The following is a 14,407-nucleotide window of genomic DNA, read 5'->3' as shown; positions in this document are numbered from 1 at the left end:
ATGCGGGAGGATCGAAGGGGTAGAAATGCACATCAAGGAAGAAGCCATCGAGCGCCACACGCTGGCGGTCATCGTCGATAACGAGCCCGGCATCCTCGCGCGGATCGCCGGCCTGTTCACGGCGCGCGGCTACAATATCTCGTCGCTCACCGTTTCCGAGATCAGCGACGACGATCTGATTAGCCGGATCACCATCGTCACCTTCGCGTCCGCACCAGTGATGGAGCAGATCATCGCCCAGCTCGAGCGGCTGGTGCCCGTCCACAAGGTCGTCGACCTCACCGCCAAGGGCGAGCATGTCGAACGCGAGCTGGCGCTGGTGAAGGTGGTCGGCACCGGCGATCACCGGATCGAGGCGCTGCGCCTCGCCGAAGTCTATCGCGCCCGGGTGGTCGATGCGACCATCTCCAGCTTCGTGTTCGAAGTCACCGGCACGATCGACAAGATCGACAAGTTCGTCGAGCTGATGCGCGAAGTGGGACTGATCGAAGTCGCCCGCACCGGTATCGTCGCGATCTCGCGCGGCCGCGAAGCCGCCTGATATTTTCCGCGCACCCGCGCACCGCTGATTTGAAAGGGAAGAATACCACCATGCGTGTCTATTACGATCGCGACGCCGATCTGAACCTGATCACCGACAAGAAGATCGCCATCCTCGGCTATGGCAGCCAAGGCCATGCGCACGCGCAGAATCTGCGCGATTCGGGCGTGAAGGAAGTCGCGATCGCGCTCCGCCCGGGTTCGGCCTCAGCCGCCAAGGCGGAAGCCGCCGGCTTCAAGGTGCTGCCGAACAAGGAAGCGGCCGCCTGGGCCGACATCCTGATGATCCTGGCGCCGGACGAGCACCAGGCCGCGATCTGGGAGGCCGACCTCAAGGGCAACATGAAGCCGGGTTCGGCGCTCGCCTTCGCGCACGGCCTCAATGTGCATTTCGGCCTGATCGAGCCGCCGGCGGACATCGACGTGATCATGATCGCGCCCAAGGGCCCCGGCCACACCGTGCGCAGCGAATATGTCCGCGGCGGCGGCGTCCCCTGCCTGATCGCGATCCACCAGGATGCCTCGGGCAACGCGCATGACGTGGCGCTGGCCTATGCGTCCGGCGTCGGCGGCGGCCGTTCGGGCATCATCGAGACCAACTTCCGCGAAGAGTGCGAGACCGATCTGTTCGGCGAGCAGGCCGTGCTCTGCGGCGGCACCACCGCGCTCGTCCAGGCCGGCTTCGAGACGCTGGTCGAGGCTGGCTATGCCCCCGAAATGGCCTATTTCGAGTGCCTGCACGAACTGAAGCTGATCGTCGACCTGATGTATGAGGGCGGCATCGCCAACATGCGCTACTCGATCTCGAACACCGCCGAGTATGGCGACATCAAGACCGGCCCGCGCATCATCACCGAAGAGACCAAGAAGGAAATGAAGCGCGTGCTCGCCGACATCCAGTCGGGCCGCTTCGTGAAGGACTTCGTGCTCGACAACCGCGCCGGCCAGCCCGAGTTGAAGGCCAGCCGCATCGCCGCCAAGCGCCACCAGATCGAGCAGGTTGGCAGCGAACTGCGCGCGATGATGCCATGGATCGGCGCCAACAAGCTGGTCGATCAGTCAAAGAACTGATCACTGGCGGAAACCTTAGGTTGCCGGCTGCGCACTAGCTTTGCGCGGCCGGCAGCCTCATTACGGGCGTGACGCAACCACCCAAGGGGAATTGTCATGCGCGCTCTCATTGCCTTCGCCCTCATCGCGGCCGCTCCGGTCGCCTTCGCCCAGGAACTGCCCGGCCAGGCCGACGCTTCCCGTGTCCCAGCCGGCACCTATGCAGTCGATACCGGCCACACGCAGGTCGACTTCACCGTTAATCACTTCGGCTTCAGCCACTTCACCGGCCAGGCCGGCGGCACCACCGGCTCGCTGACGATCGATCCGGCCAAGCCGAACGACGCCAAGCTGGACATCACCATTCCCACCAGCGGCATCGTCACCACCGTCGCGGCGCTCGACAAGCACCTTGCTTCGCCGGACTTCTTCGACTCGGCCAAGTATCCGACGATCCGCTTCGTCTCGACCAAGGTGGTCGTCTCCGGTACCAAAGCGCAGATCACCGGCGACCTGACGCTGCACGGCGTCACCAAGCCCGTCACGCTCGATACGACGCTGGTTGGTGCGGGCACCAATCCGATGTCGAAGAAGCTGAATTTTGGCTTCGAAGCTACCACCGTGATCAGCCGCAGCGCTTTCGGCATGGACAAATATGTTCCCTTCGTCTCCGACGAAGTGAAGCTGCACATCAACGCGGCGTTCGCGGCGAAGTAATCTGCCCGCACGCCCCTTTGATCGCCATTCCCGCGGCGAAGGGACTGGGTAGCAAACAGCGACAACGCCTCGGCGGGGTTAGCCCGCCGAGGCGTTTTCCGTTGCCTGGTCAAGCGAGTTGCTGCCTCGCCGCTGGGAACTCGGGCGGCGGGCTTGCGCCGCTAGTAACTTTGCTGTTTCTGCAACCGGAACGTAGCGCTGACTCGTCCCGCAGGGCGGTCCTGCAGATCGCGTGATGGGCCAAGGGTGCAGCGGCACGGCAACGCGGTCGCCAGAAGGACGAAGGAACATGCACGATCACCACGATGGCCCCGAAGACGGTGACATCGTCGCACCTGCGCCGAAAATTCCGGTGCCGGAGCACGTAGCGGAAGCGATCCGCACGCTTATCCGCTGGGCGGGCGATGATCCCGGCCGAGAAGGCCTGCTGGATACGCCGCAGCGCGTGGCGCGCGCGTGGCGGGAATATTGCGCGGGATATCAGGAAGATCCGTCGCATCACCTTGCCCGCGTATTCGAAGAAGTCGGTGGATATGACGAGATCGTGCTGTTGAAGGACATTCCCTTCCAGTCACATTGCGAGCACCACATGGCGCCAATTACGGGCAAGGCTTCGATCGCCTATCTGCCCAGGAACCATGTTGTCGGCATTTCTAAACTCGCACGCGTGCTGCACGCCTTCGCCCGCCGGCTGCAGGTGCAGGAACGGCTTACCGCGGAAGTCGCGGATTGTATCTGGAGTAACCTGCATCCGCTCGGCGTCGCAGTCGTGATCGAGGCGCAGCATGGCTGCATGACCGCGCGCGGCGTCCGCACGCCGGGCGTAGGCATGGTCACCAGCCGGATGATGGGCGTCTTCCGCGAAGACGAGCGGAGCCGGGCCGAAGTACTCAAGCTGATGGGCTATTGATGCAGCGCCGTGTGCTGGTGACGGGGGGGGCGCGGCGGATCGGCGCCGCCATTTCCCGCTGCCTCGCCGCCCGGGGCTGGGCGGTGGCCCTCCACCACCATCATTCGCCCGACGAGGCGGAAGCACTGGCCGCCGCCCTGCGCATGGACGGCGCGACGGTGGCCGTGCTGCCGGGCGAACTCGCCGATCCGGCTACCCCCGTCGCGCTGGTCGAGGCCTGCCGCGCGGCCTTCGGCGGGACGTTACACGCGGTGGTCAACAACGCCTCGCTGTTCGCCTACGACCAGCCGCCGATCGCCGACTACGCCCTGCTCGATCGCCATATGCATGTGAACCTTGCCGCCCCCGTCGGCCTTGCGACGGCGCTGGCGGCGCAGCGCGATCTGGAGGGAGGAGCGGTGGTCAACATTCTCGACCAGAAGGTGGGCAATCTCAACCCGGACTTTTTCAGCTACACCTGCTCCAAATTGGCGCTGCAGGGCGCGACACACATGCTGGCGCAGAAGCTGGCGCCGCGCGTGCGGGTGAATGCCGTCTCCCCCGGCCTCACCCTGCCCAGCCTGGACCAGAGCGAAGAGGAATTCGCCCGCACCGGCACGCAGAACCTGTTGCGGCGCCCGGTCGATCCGGCGGACATCGCGGCGACGGTTGCATACCTGCTCGAATGCGGCAGCGTCACCGGCCAGAATGTCTATGTCGATTGCGGCCAGCATTTCCTTGCCCGCGACAGCGACGTGATGTTCGAAGGACGCGAGCACCGACCCGATGCCTGATTATGTCATCCACCTCGAAGCGCTCGACGTCATCATGGGGCTAGGCATCCATCCGCACGAGCGCGCGGCGCCGCAGCGGGTGCGCATCGATGTGGCGATGACCTGCCGCTACCCTGCGATCCCGGAGGACCGGATCGACGCTGTCGTGGATTATGATTTCCTCCGCGAGGGCATTCATGCGCTTGTAGCATCCCGACATTTCGAGCTGCAGGAAGTGCTGTGCGAGGAGATCGCCCGCCTTGCGCTTCGCGATCGGCGAGTGGCGGAAGTGCGCGTCCGCTCCGCCAAGCAGGATGTCTACCCTGACGCTCGCGTCGGCTGCGAAATCATACGTAGTTCCGCAGATTAATCGACGTCGCCGCGCCGCGACCCCACCCTGCCCGCTATAATCTACCAAGGCCTTTTCGCCGGGGGGCCGATCGGGGGAGCCGTGCGCCCGCCACCAGAGGACTGTGGATGTCGATTGCCAATTTCGTTCGCAATAGCGCCTTAGCCATGATGGCGATCCTGCTGGCGGGCGGGCTGCTTGCCGCATGGCGGCTGGATCGTATCCGCATGGGCGGCGAAGTGCAGGTGCACCAGCAGGTGAATGCCGATCTGATCGCGGACATCCTTCCCCCCCCGGAATATATCATCGAGCCTTTCCTGGAAGCGACGCTGATCGCCCGCAATCCGGAAACGGTGGGCGCACATGAGGAAAAGCTGTCGAAGCTCCAGAAGCTCTACGGCGAGCGCAACCAATATTGGCAGACGGCATCGATCGACGACGGCCTGCGCAATCAGTTGCTGCAACAGGCGCACCCGGCCGCGCAGGCTTTCTGGACCGAACTCGAGCAGAGCTTCCTTCCCGCCGCTCGCCTGCAGAATCGCACGGCGATGGACGCGAGCTATGCCAAGCTCAGCGCGCTCTATGCCACCCACCGCGCGGCGGTGGACAAGCTGATCGCGATGACGCGCGCCGAGCAGACCCGCGTCCAGGCGAGCGGCGCCGCGGAATTTTATCTTGCGATCGGCATCGTCGTGGTGCTGGGTCTGATCGTCGCAGGGCAGGCTGCGCATTTCTACATCACCATGTATCGCCGTGTCCTCGAACCCGTCGGCACGCTTTCAAGCCTGACGGATCGACTGGCCCGCGGTGAAGTGGCGACCATTCCCTATCAGGATCGCACCGACGAGATGGGTCGCATCGCCTGCGGCCTCGAACATTATCGCGCCGCCGCAGCCGCGCAGAGCGAGGCCGATGCGCACAAGCTGGCGCAGCAGCGCGAAGTAACCGAAGTTCTGGGCAGTGGCCTCCTCGCGTTGCGCGAAGGCGATTTGAGCCGTACGATCGACCGCTGCTTTCCGGCCGAATATGAAGTGCTGCGGCAGAACATCAACGAAGCGATCGCTTCGCTGCGCGCGCGCGTGCAGCTAGTCAGCGAAAGCGCCGAGAACATCCGCACCTCCTCCAGCGAAATCGCACATGGATCGGAGGATCTAGCGCACCGCACCGAAAAGAGCGCTGCCAACCTCGCCCAGGCCACCCAGGCGCTGGAAAAGATCGAGGAACGCCTGCGCGCGACGATGATCGCCGCCGACAACACCGTAAAGCGCGCCGGCGAAGCCACCACCGCGCTGCGCGACGGCCGCGGCACCACGGCACGCGCCGTGCAGGCAATGGATCGCGCCAGCGGCAGCGCCAAGAATATCGATGGCGTAATCGAGGGGCTCGACAAGATCGCCTTCCAGACGCGCGTGCTCGCGATGAACGCGGCAGTGGAAGCCGGTCGCGCCGGGGAAGCCGGCCGCGGCTTCATGGTCGTCGCCGATCTCGTCGCGGCGCTGGCGCTGCGTGCCGAAGATCAGGCCAAACAGGCCCGCGACATGTTGAGCGAAACCCAGGCGGACATCATCCAGGCTGCCGATGCGGTGCACGATACCGATACGGCGCTCGACACGATCTCCGGCGACGTCGAAGCGGTGCACGATCTGATCGCCGCGATCGACCATGATAACCATGCCCAGTCGGCCGCCGTCAGCCAAGTGGCGACGGCGATGAAGGCGATGGACCTGGTGACGCAGCAGAATGCGGCAATGGTCGAGGAAACTTCGGCCGCGATCCGCAACCTGTCCGGCGAAGTCAGTTCGCTGGCCCAGCGTGCCGGCGCCTTCCGCTTCGATCGCGCCGCGCAGGCCCGCAGCGCCGTTTCCGAACGGAACGCGGCGACCGTCCACTAATCCGGAGGTCCCTCCCGCCGAGGCGGGAGGGACGGTCGCCGCCTCAGGCGCGGTTGGCGGCGCTCAGCACTGCCCGCACGGAGGCCGTGGCGATATCGGCGTCGATACCGACCCCGAACACCGTCCGACCATCCTCCGTACGGCACTCGACATAGGCGGCCGCCTGCGCATCCGCGCCGCCGCCCATCGCATGCTCGCTGTAATCAACGACGTCGAGCCGCGGGCCGGTGGAACCCGCCAGCGCATCGATTACACCCGAAATCAGGCCGTTGCCTCGCCCCGAGATCGAGCGGCTATCGCCATCGATCGAGATGCGGCCGACAAAGACACGGCTGCCCGCGCTGCCGCTTTCCTCATAATCTACCAGCGCGATCCGGTCCTTCTCGCCCGGCAGGTACACGCGCTCGAACAACCCCCAGATGTCGGCGGCGTTGAGCTCGCGGCTCGTTTCGTCAGCAAGCGCCTGGACGTGCTTGGAAAATTCGGCCTGCATGCGCTTGGGAAGTTTGAGGCCCTTGTCCTGTTCGATGACCCAGGCGACGCCCCCCTTGCCCGACTGCGAATTGACGCGGATCACCGCTTCGTAATCGCGGCCGAGATCCTTGGGATCGATCGGCAGATACGGCACGTCCCACAGCTGGTCGTTGCGAGCCGCCTGGGCCGCGAAGCCCTTCTTGATCGCATCCTGATGGCTGCCGGAAAAAGCCGTGAACACCAGATCGCCGGCATAGGGGTGGCGCGGATGGACCGGCAGCTGGTTGCAATATTCGACGGTTTGGATCACCTCGTCGATATTGGAAAAGTCGAGGCCCGGGTCGACGCCCTGGGTGTACATATTCAGCGCCAGCGTAACCAGGTCGACATTGCCGGTGCGCTCGCCATTGCCGAACAGGCAGCCCTCCACACGGTCCGCGCCGGCGAGCAACCCAAGTTCGGACGCCGCAACGCCGGTCCCGCGATCGTTGTGCGTGTGCAGGCTGATGACCACGCTATCGCGATTGCGGATATTGCGGCAGAACCATTCGATCTGGTCCGCATAGACGTTCGGCGTCGCCGCCTCGACGGTCGCCGGGAGGTTCAGGATCAGCGGTTTTTCAGGCGTTGGCCGCAGGATGTCCATGACTGCCTCGCAGACCTCGACCGAGAAATCGAGTTCGGCGGTGGAAAAGGTCTCCGGGCTATATTCGAAATGCCAATCGGTGTCGGGCTGCTTGCCAGCCTCGTCGCGCAGCACCTTGGCGCCTTCGATGGCGATCTGGCGGACTTCGTCGCGGCTCATGTTGAACACGATACGCCGCCAGGCCGGCGACACCGCATTATAGAGATGGACGATCGCCTGCTTGGCGCCCTTCAGCGACTGAAAGCTGGTCTCGATCAGATCGCGACGCGACTGGGTGAGCACCTGGACGATCACATCGTCGGGCACTCGCCCCTCGCGCACCAGACCCGAGATGAAGTCGAACTCGGTTGCGCCGGCGCTCGGGAAACCGACCTCGATTTCCTTTACGCCCACCTTCAGCAGCAGTTCGAAGAAGCGGGTCTTCTTCTCGCCATCCATCGGATCGATCAGCGCCTGGTTGCCGTCGCGCATGTCGGTGGAAAGCCAGCGCGGCGCCCGAGTGATCGTACGGCCGGGCCATTGCCGGTCGGGCAGATTCACTTGGGGAAAGGGACGGTATTTCACGCTCGGATCGCGCAACATGGGGCGTATCTCTCTCAAAAGGTCGAACTGCGCCTAGCGCAGCCGAGATGCGTTCGGGAAGTCCGGTTTGCCCTTAGGGGAGACGCGCAGGTGCGAAATCGGCCCCTAAGGGCGGATAAGTCGCAGATCGAGGCGCGCGAACGTCGTCATCGCCCCGTCCTGACGCAATTTGTGCCGCTTGTCCAGATGACGTGCCGCAAGAGTGTTGCCCCGATGCACCACCGCGCCGCCACAAAAACGCAACTCGTCGCCTTCCCGCCATCTCTCGGCTGGACAGGAGGCCCTTCCCACGATCAAAGGGAGCGGAGGGACGTGCATAACCGTGCGAACCGCAGTACATCGTTGCACGCGACAAGGGGGAGGATGCCTCATCGATCCCGAGGCGCTGACGAAGCAATAGCCCCGAAAAGGGGCACGAACAGGAGTAAGACATCATGGCCGAGACCAAAGCACGCGGCGGCATTGCCAAGCCGGTTACCCCTTCGCCCGAACTCGCGAAGATCGTAGGAACCGCCGATCTGCCCCGCAGCGAGATCGTCAGCAAGGTTTGGGAATATATCAAGAAGAACAACCTGCAGAATCCGGCCAACAAGCGCGAGATCCTGGCGGACGACACGCTGAAGCCGATCTTCGGCGGCGACAAGGCGACCATGTTCGAAATGAACAAGCACCTCGCCAAGCACGTCAAGTAAAGCGCTCGTCTTTGCCCTCACCGGCAAGATGCAAGGAAATGGGGCGGGCATCCGATGATGCCCGCCCCATTTGTTTTTCCTGACGGAGAATGCCGGCGGTTCAATGCGCCAGTACGAGCGGCACAGGGCATTCCGCAAGCATCCGCCGCGTAACCCCGCCGAACGCCGCCTCCAGAAAGCGGCTGTGGCCAAAACCGCCCATTACCAGATACGCCGCCTTCAGCGCTGCGACCGCTTCCAGGATCGTGTCGCTCACATTCCGCTGCACCGGCACGATTTGCACTTCCGGCCGCATGCCGTGGCGCGACAGATACTCGGCCGCCGCCGCTGCGGGGACGCGCAACTCGCCTTCGTCCGCAACCAGGATGGTGACGGTCCCTGCATGTTTCACCAGCGGGATTGACGCCTGCAGCGCCGCTTCGGCTGCGCGGGATCCATCCCACGCCACCACGGCATGGCCGTATAGATCGAAGCCCGTGCCATTTTGCGGCACCGCGACGATGGGCTTGCCGGTCTTGATCACGGCATCGCCCACCAACTCGCGCATGTCGGGATAGCTGGTGCCGTCCAGTTCGCGGTTAAGCACTACCAGATCGGCCAGCGCGCTCGCCGCCCGCACGCAGTCCCGGATCGATCCGGTCTGGTCGATCCAGTCATAGGGCACATCTTCCACCTTCAGCCGCGGCTCCATGCGGCTGCGATTCTCGGCTTCGCGCGCCTGCTCGTCGGCAAGCAGCGCCGCCGATACGCCGAAATCGGCATAGTCGCCCATATAGGCCGGGGCCATTGCGACATCGACGCAGCGCAAATGCCCCTCCAGACCACGCGTGAGATCGACGGCCGCTTGGAACCGTGCTTCCTGCCCGGCGTCGTCGTGCATCAGAACGAGAACATTCTTCATCGTCGCCTCCACATCTTGGTTTTACTTGAAGATGCTTCCGAGGCTATTCTGCGCTGGCAGACACCGACATGCGGTTTGTTACGGATATTCGGCCGCGATTGCAGACAGAGCGTCGCGATCAAGCATCACGAAGCTGCGTAGATCGGGAAGCGCTATGACCCCGTCGCGCTTCATCGCCGTCAGCTTACGGCTCACCGTCTCGATCGTCAGCCCCAGCAGTTCGGCCATCTGCTGCCGGGTGAGCGGCAGCGGCACGGCGGCACCCGTCATGCATCCGCCTCGCGCCGCGAACTGCAGCAACAGGCTCGCCACCCGCTCCTCTGCCGATTTGCGGCCAAGCAGCAGCATCCAGCGACGCATATGATCGAGTTCGTCATACGCCCGCGTCAGCAGTGCCTGGGCGATATCGGGATGCGCTTCGACCAGCCCCGGCAGGGCGCTTCGCGGAAAGACGCACAGTTCGGTCTCGGTGAGCGCGGTAACGCAGTGGCTCGACGGTCGATCGCCGATCGCGCCGACGAAATCGGCCGGAAAGGCAAGGCCCAGCATCTGCTCGCGCCCATCTTCCAACGAGGCGGAGAGCTTGACCAAGCCGTGATGGAGGATGCCGACCTGATCGGCGACATCCCCTTGCCAAATCAACGCCTCCCCGCGCCGCAAGACGCGCTTTCGGCCGATCCTGTTGAGCGCTTCCAGCGCCGGCGCGGAAACGCGGCCGCACAGCGAGGCCATCCGCACGTCGCAAGCGGCGCATCGCGTAGGCAAGGTCCATTCCGCTGCGCCGAAGTCCGGCTGGTTCCGATCCATGTACATATCCGCCTCCCCGCGTTGCATGGCGCGCGCGCGGTGGCCTGTCGTTACGTATTGGTCCGAGGCAAAGGGTCAGCAATCCCTTGGGAACATTACCTAGCCGCAACATTGCGCCGGATCAAACCTGCCGCGGTGCGCCAGGCGTACCCGGTCCCTCGTCGAACACGAGGAGATTTGAAGATGCGTACTTCGCTTTTTGTCGGTCTGGCCGCTGCCGGCCTTCTGGCCTCGACGGCAGCTGCCCAGGCCCAGGACGCTGCCGGGATCGCCGCCGGCGACTGGCTGGTCCGCCTGCGCGGCATCGTCGTTGCCCCGAACGAGTCGTCCAGCGGCATCACGCCCGGGATCCCGACCGGCCGGGTCGGCGTCGGCAATGCGGTGATGCCCGAAGTCGATTTCACCTATATGGCGACGGACAATATCGGCGCGGAGCTGATCGTCTCCAGCACCCGTCATGACCTTCAGGGCCGCGAGGCGATCTCCGCGCTGGGCAAGGTCGGCCGCACCTGGGTTCTGCCGCCGACGCTGACGCTGCAATATCATTTCATGCCGAAGACCGCGGTGCGCCCGTATATCGGCGCAGGCATCAACTACACCACCTTCTATTCGGAGAAGACCAGCGAATCGCTGAACAAAGCGCTTGGCAAGACCAGTCTTTCGCTGAAGGACAGCTTCGGCTATGCGTTGCAGGCGGGTATTGATATCGATCTGAACAAGAAGTTCTTCCTAAACCTCGACGTAAAATACATCGATATGGACACGACTGCGCGCCTGAATACCAATGGAACGATCAACCAGACCAAGGTTGACATCAACCCGCTGGTGTTCGGCTTCGGCATCGGCACCCGCTTCTGAGCCTTTTTCCTCCCGTCCCGCCATCCCCTCTCCGGCGGGCGGAGGATCACTGGGAGCAGCGTGCTAGGGCGCGCTGCTCCCTTCGTTCTACGCGCCTGCGGGGGAAATGGTGACCCGGAGAGGATTCGAACCTCCGACCTCTCGATTAGGAATCGAGAGGAAAGCCTTATTTTTCAACGCGCCTTACTACAAATTCTCGTTTTGTTCTCGTACGATATTCCGCGGCTTACGGCGAATTGTCAAAACGCCGTAAGCTTTCGATGTTCTACCCGTGTTCTGCTCTTTAGGCAAAACGACTCGAGGCTTTGTGCTCGCCCTTCGAGTCGCATTTTGCACCGCTTAGTTTCGGTCGCGGCCAGTGCTTGAATGCCTTCGGATTTCGGCTGCTAGCCGGGCAGACGGCTTCCGAGCTCTCCGAATCCTCCTAGTACAACTCCCTACGTAACGTTTTTCACTCCTTAACCGCCTCGCCTGCACAGACGGCCCCGGACACAAACCAGAAAAGTGGGGTCTCCCGTGAATAACTTCCGTCTCGTGCTGGCGACTTCGTGCGCTCTCTTCGCAACCGCGGCTCACGCGCAGGATCAGGCGCTTGGCGAAGGCACCCCCGCCTCGCGCAGCGCCAAAGCAGCGCCGGCCGCAACGGCCAAGCAGTCGTTCACGACGGGCGTCGCCAAGGGACGCGACCTGCTCGACTCGGCCATCTCTGCAAGCTCGATCGACGAAGAGCAGATCCAGAAGATCGGGACTCGTTCGATCGCCGAAGTGTTGGCCAACATACCCGGCATCCGCGCCGAAACCGCCGGCACCGACGGCCTGACCGCAATCACGATCCGCGGCCTGCCCATGGCTGCCGACGGCTCGAAGTTCCTGCAAATACAGGAAGACGGCCTGCCCGTGCTCGAGTTCGGCGACATCCACTTCGCTGCCACCACGGCCTTCCTGCGCACCGACCTCAGCCTGTCCCAGGTACAGGCTATCCGTGGCGGTTCGGCGTCCACCTTCGCGTCCAACTCGCCGGGCGGCCTGGTCAACTTCATCTCGAAGACCGGCGAGGAAGAAGGCGGCACGATCCAGCTCTCCTCAGGCATCGATCATGAACTCGGTCGCGTCGACTTCAACTATGGTGGGCACCTGAGCAAGACCGTGCGCTTCAACGTAGGCGGCTTCTATCGTCAGGGCGAAGGCCCCCGCGCGACCGGCTTCGACGCATTCAAGGGCGGCCAGATCAAGCTGAACGTCACCAAGACGTTCGAGAACGGCTATGTTCGTGTCTACGGCAAGTATCTTGACGACCGCGAACCCAACTACGCGATGATGCCGGTTGCCGTCCGCGGCACCAATGCCGATCCCGTATACAGCACGATTGCTGGCTTCGATCCCCGTAAAGACACCCTCGACTCGCGCTTCAAGTCGTCGATCCTTGCGCTGGACGGTAACAACAACGTCACCAACCTGAACCTGCTAGACGGCAATCGCAGCAAGGTGGCTTCGCTCGGCCTGGAAGCGCAGTTCGACATTGCCGGGTGGACGTTCAGCAACCGCATGCGCTACGCCTCGATCTCGGGTAGTTACAACGAGAGCAGCTCGTTGGCGTTGCTGCCGGCTGTAGCCGTAGCACCGACGCTGGGTGGTCCGGGCGCGACGCTGCGCTATGCCACTGGCCCGAAGTCCGGTCAGACGATCACCAATCTCGCATCGCTGAACGGCAACGGGCTGATGATGTACGGCCTGGCCATCCATTCAGACCTCGACAAACTCGACAACTTCACCAACGATTTCCGCGGGAGTCGCGTGTGGAACGTCGGCGAGGGCAAGCTGACGACAACTGCCGGGTTCTATGCCTCGTCGCAGGCGCTCTGGCAAAACCTGAACCTGATGACGAACGTGTTCGACATCGCGCCGAACGGGGGTTCGGCTTATGTCGATGTGGTCACCGCTACGGGCACCTCGGTTACTCAAGGCGGCGTGGTAAACTACGGTATCTCGGGTGGTTCCGCGTATCGCCGCCGCTACGACCTCGATTACCGGGTGTTCGCTCCCTATGGCTCGATCAACTACCAGATCGGTGCGCTCTCGGTCGGCGCCAGCATGCGCTATGATTTCGGAAAGGTCAGCGGCACGCTCTATGGCGCCGATCTCGGCGGCGGACGCATGGGTACGGCACCGGTCGACATGAACCGCGACGGCACGATTGCACCGGCCGAACGTGCGGTCGCCGTACTGCCGCTCTCGCGCCCTGGCGTGGCAGACTATAGCTACAAATACGCCTCCTACTCCGTCGGCGTGAACTATCGCGTCGCAGAACCGCTGTCGGTGTTCGCGCGCTACAGCCGTGGCGGGCGCGCCACTGCTGAACGCCTGTTCTTCTCGCCCGCCGTCAACCCCGCCTCCGGCGCGCTGACCGATCCGGCTATGGCCTATGGGCCGGTGAAGCAGGCAGAAGGCGGCGTGAAGTTCCGCAAGGACGGCGTCACGCTGTTCGCCACCGGCTTCTGGGCCTCGACTCAGGACAAGAACCTGCAGATCGGCGCCAACGCCACCGGCAACACCGTCGTGCTGCAGATCGATCGCGACTACAGTGCCAAGGGCGTTGAAGTGGAAGGCCTGTTCGAGCAAGGGCCGTTCGGGTTGCGGCTTGGTGCTACCTACACCAAGGCCACGATTGATGCGGACAAGGCGGACAAGACGCTGGTGGGCAACACGCCGCGCCACCAGCCGGACTTGATCTTCCAGGCGACGCCGCAGTTCGAAGTGAAGCACTTCACCATCGGCACCAATGTGCTGGGCACCACCAGCAGCTTCGCCCAGGACAACAACGTGCTGAAGCAGCCGGGCTATGCCATCGTCAGCCCGTTCGTCCAGGTTCGCCCGGTCGACGGCATTCAGATCGGCCTGAACGTGTTCAACGTGTTCGACAAGCTCGCCTTCGTCTCGGTCAATTCGGCTGCGATCCCGGCTTCCGGCATCGTCACCGCGCAGACCCTCACCGGCCGCACGGTCACTGCTTCGGTCCGCTTCAGCTTCTGATCCAGCGGACGTGGCAACGAGGGCGGCCCCGCACTTAGGTGCGGGGCCGCCTTTTCTTTACCTACGAGCCAACGCCTAGTATTGATCCAGTGTCGTAACAATATTGATCCGCAGCATGATGTTTCATTCGGACCACCCAAACCAGATAAACATTGCGCGCCCTTTTTATTTATGGTTAACCTATTATTAGTCTTCACTAGGTAGAAG

Annotated in this window: 13 protein-coding genes and 1 tRNA gene; 10 read left to right on the top strand and 4 right to left on the bottom strand. The window is 63.4% G+C overall.

Annotated features, from left to right (window positions below):
* Nucleotides 1-25 precede the first annotated feature (25 nt).
* The 7 genes from ilvN to ACNFJ7_RS02420 all read left to right on the top strand — a co-directional run bounded on the left by ilvN (nucleotide 26) and on the right by ACNFJ7_RS02420 (nucleotide 6,210).
* Nucleotides 26-541, top strand: coding sequence for an acetolactate synthase small subunit (ilvN, locus tag ACNFJ7_RS02450; protein ID WP_019370548.1), 516 nt, complete (start codon nucleotides 26-28; stop codon nucleotides 539-541).
* 50 nt (nucleotides 542-591) lie between these two features.
* Nucleotides 592-1,611: a ketol-acid reductoisomerase gene (ilvC, locus tag ACNFJ7_RS02445; RefSeq protein WP_019370547.1), complete on the top strand. Its 1,020-nt coding sequence runs from the start codon at nucleotides 592-594 to the stop codon at nucleotides 1,609-1,611.
* 96 nt (nucleotides 1,612-1,707) lie between these two features.
* Entirely contained in the window at nucleotides 1,708-2,307 is a 600-nt protein-coding gene (locus ACNFJ7_RS02440; protein ID WP_019370546.1) for a YceI family protein, read from the top strand.
* A 289-nt stretch (nucleotides 2,308-2,596) separates the two neighbouring features.
* Nucleotides 2,597-3,217 (top strand): GTP cyclohydrolase I FolE, encoded by a 621-nt coding sequence (folE, locus tag ACNFJ7_RS02435; protein ID WP_019370545.1) that lies wholly within the window; start codon nucleotides 2,597-2,599, stop codon nucleotides 3,215-3,217.
* On the top strand, nucleotides 3,217-3,990 hold the full coding sequence (locus ACNFJ7_RS02430) for an SDR family oxidoreductase (RefSeq protein WP_019370544.1): 774 nt from the start codon (nucleotides 3,217-3,219) through the stop codon (nucleotides 3,988-3,990). Before folE ends, ACNFJ7_RS02430 begins: the two co-directional genes overlap by 1 nt.
* Nucleotides 3,983-4,339: a dihydroneopterin aldolase gene (locus ACNFJ7_RS02425; protein ID WP_019370543.1), complete on the top strand. Its 357-nt coding sequence runs from the start codon at nucleotides 3,983-3,985 to the stop codon at nucleotides 4,337-4,339. The genes ACNFJ7_RS02430 and ACNFJ7_RS02425 overlap by 8 nt, the downstream gene beginning before the upstream one ends.
* Nucleotides 4,340-4,488: 149 nt before the next feature.
* Nucleotides 4,489-6,210: a methyl-accepting chemotaxis protein gene (locus tag ACNFJ7_RS02420; protein ID WP_236704462.1), complete on the top strand. Its 1,722-nt coding sequence runs from the start codon at nucleotides 4,489-4,491 to the stop codon at nucleotides 6,208-6,210.
* A gap of 43 nt (nucleotides 6,211-6,253) precedes the next feature.
* Here ACNFJ7_RS02420 and leuA read toward each other — a convergent pair whose 3' ends face one another.
* On the bottom strand, nucleotides 6,254-7,912 hold the full coding sequence (gene leuA, locus ACNFJ7_RS02415; RefSeq protein ID WP_019370541.1) for a 2-isopropylmalate synthase: 1,659 nt from the start codon (nucleotides 7,910-7,912) through the stop codon (nucleotides 6,254-6,256).
* Nucleotides 7,913-8,346: 434 nt separating this feature from the next.
* On the opposite strand from leuA, the gene ACNFJ7_RS02410 reads away from it, so the two are divergent.
* A complete protein-coding gene (locus ACNFJ7_RS02410) occupies nucleotides 8,347-8,604 on the top strand; it encodes an SWIB/MDM2 domain-containing protein (protein ID WP_010543335.1) in 258 nt (85 codons plus the stop codon).
* 100 nt (nucleotides 8,605-8,704) lie between these two features.
* Here ACNFJ7_RS02410 and ACNFJ7_RS02405 read toward each other — a convergent pair whose 3' ends face one another.
* Together ACNFJ7_RS02405 and ACNFJ7_RS02400 are read right to left on the bottom strand one after the other, a co-directional pair.
* Nucleotides 8,705-9,505: a universal stress protein gene (locus tag ACNFJ7_RS02405; protein ID WP_026009313.1), complete on the bottom strand. Its 801-nt coding sequence runs from the start codon at nucleotides 9,503-9,505 to the stop codon at nucleotides 8,705-8,707.
* A gap of 78 nt (nucleotides 9,506-9,583) precedes the next feature.
* Nucleotides 9,584-10,318 carry a Crp/Fnr family transcriptional regulator gene (locus tag ACNFJ7_RS02400; RefSeq protein WP_019370539.1) on the bottom strand — a complete coding sequence of 245 codons (735 nt, stop codon included), beginning with the start codon at nucleotides 10,316-10,318 and terminating at the stop codon, nucleotides 9,584-9,586.
* A gap of 177 nt (nucleotides 10,319-10,495) precedes the next feature.
* On the opposite strand from ACNFJ7_RS02400, the gene ACNFJ7_RS02395 reads away from it, so the two are divergent.
* Entirely contained in the window at nucleotides 10,496-11,170 is a 675-nt protein-coding gene (locus tag ACNFJ7_RS02395; RefSeq protein ID WP_019370538.1) for an OmpW/AlkL family protein, read from the top strand.
* A 107-nt stretch (nucleotides 11,171-11,277) separates the two neighbouring features.
* Here ACNFJ7_RS02395 and ACNFJ7_RS02390 read toward each other — a convergent pair.
* A tRNA-Arg gene (locus tag ACNFJ7_RS02390) sits at nucleotides 11,278-11,353 on the bottom strand.
* Between the two features lie 333 nt (nucleotides 11,354-11,686).
* On the opposite strand from ACNFJ7_RS02390, the gene ACNFJ7_RS02385 reads away from it, so the two are divergent.
* On the top strand, nucleotides 11,687-14,200 hold the full coding sequence (locus tag ACNFJ7_RS02385) for a TonB-dependent receptor domain-containing protein (protein ID WP_037514175.1): 2,514 nt from the start codon (nucleotides 11,687-11,689) through the stop codon (nucleotides 14,198-14,200).
* Nucleotides 14,201-14,407 lie beyond the last annotated feature (207 nt).

The organism is Sphingomonas sp. HT-1 (genome assembly GCF_048568905.1).
In the GTDB taxonomy this organism is placed as follows: Bacteria; Pseudomonadota; Alphaproteobacteria; order Sphingomonadales; family Sphingomonadaceae; genus Sphingomonas.
The sequence above is the reverse complement of the archived record's forward strand: the minus strand, read 5'-3'. Positions and strand labels throughout refer to the sequence as shown.

Coding starts and splice junctions, on each gene's coding strand:
- ilvN (WP_019370548.1), top strand. CDS start 26: ATGCACATCAAGGAAGAAGCCATCGAGCGCCACACGCTGGCGGTCATC.
- ACNFJ7_RS02395 (WP_019370538.1), top strand. CDS start 10,496: ATGCGTACTTCGCTTTTTGTCGGTCTGGCCGCTGCCGGCCTTCTGGCC.
- ACNFJ7_RS02425 (WP_019370543.1), top strand. CDS start 3,983: ATGCCTGATTATGTCATCCACCTCGAAGCGCTCGACGTCATCATGGGG.
- ACNFJ7_RS02440 (WP_019370546.1), top strand. CDS start 1,708: ATGCGCGCTCTCATTGCCTTCGCCCTCATCGCGGCCGCTCCGGTCGCC.
- ACNFJ7_RS02400 (WP_019370539.1), bottom strand. CDS start 10,318: ATGTACATGGATCGGAACCAGCCGGACTTCGGCGCAGCGGAATGGACC.
- ACNFJ7_RS02410 (WP_010543335.1), top strand. CDS start 8,347: ATGGCCGAGACCAAAGCACGCGGCGGCATTGCCAAGCCGGTTACCCCT.
- leuA (WP_019370541.1), bottom strand. CDS start 7,912: ATGTTGCGCGATCCGAGCGTGAAATACCGTCCCTTTCCCCAAGTGAAT.
- ACNFJ7_RS02430 (WP_019370544.1), top strand. CDS start 3,217: ATGCAGCGCCGTGTGCTGGTGACGGGGGGGGCGCGGCGGATCGGCGCC.
- ACNFJ7_RS02405 (WP_026009313.1), bottom strand. CDS start 9,505: ATGAAGAATGTTCTCGTTCTGATGCACGACGACGCCGGGCAGGAAGCA.
- ACNFJ7_RS02420 (WP_236704462.1), top strand. CDS start 4,489: ATGGCGATCCTGCTGGCGGGCGGGCTGCTTGCCGCATGGCGGCTGGAT.
- ilvC (WP_019370547.1), top strand. CDS start 592: ATGCGTGTCTATTACGATCGCGACGCCGATCTGAACCTGATCACCGAC.
- folE (WP_019370545.1), top strand. CDS start 2,597: ATGCACGATCACCACGATGGCCCCGAAGACGGTGACATCGTCGCACCT.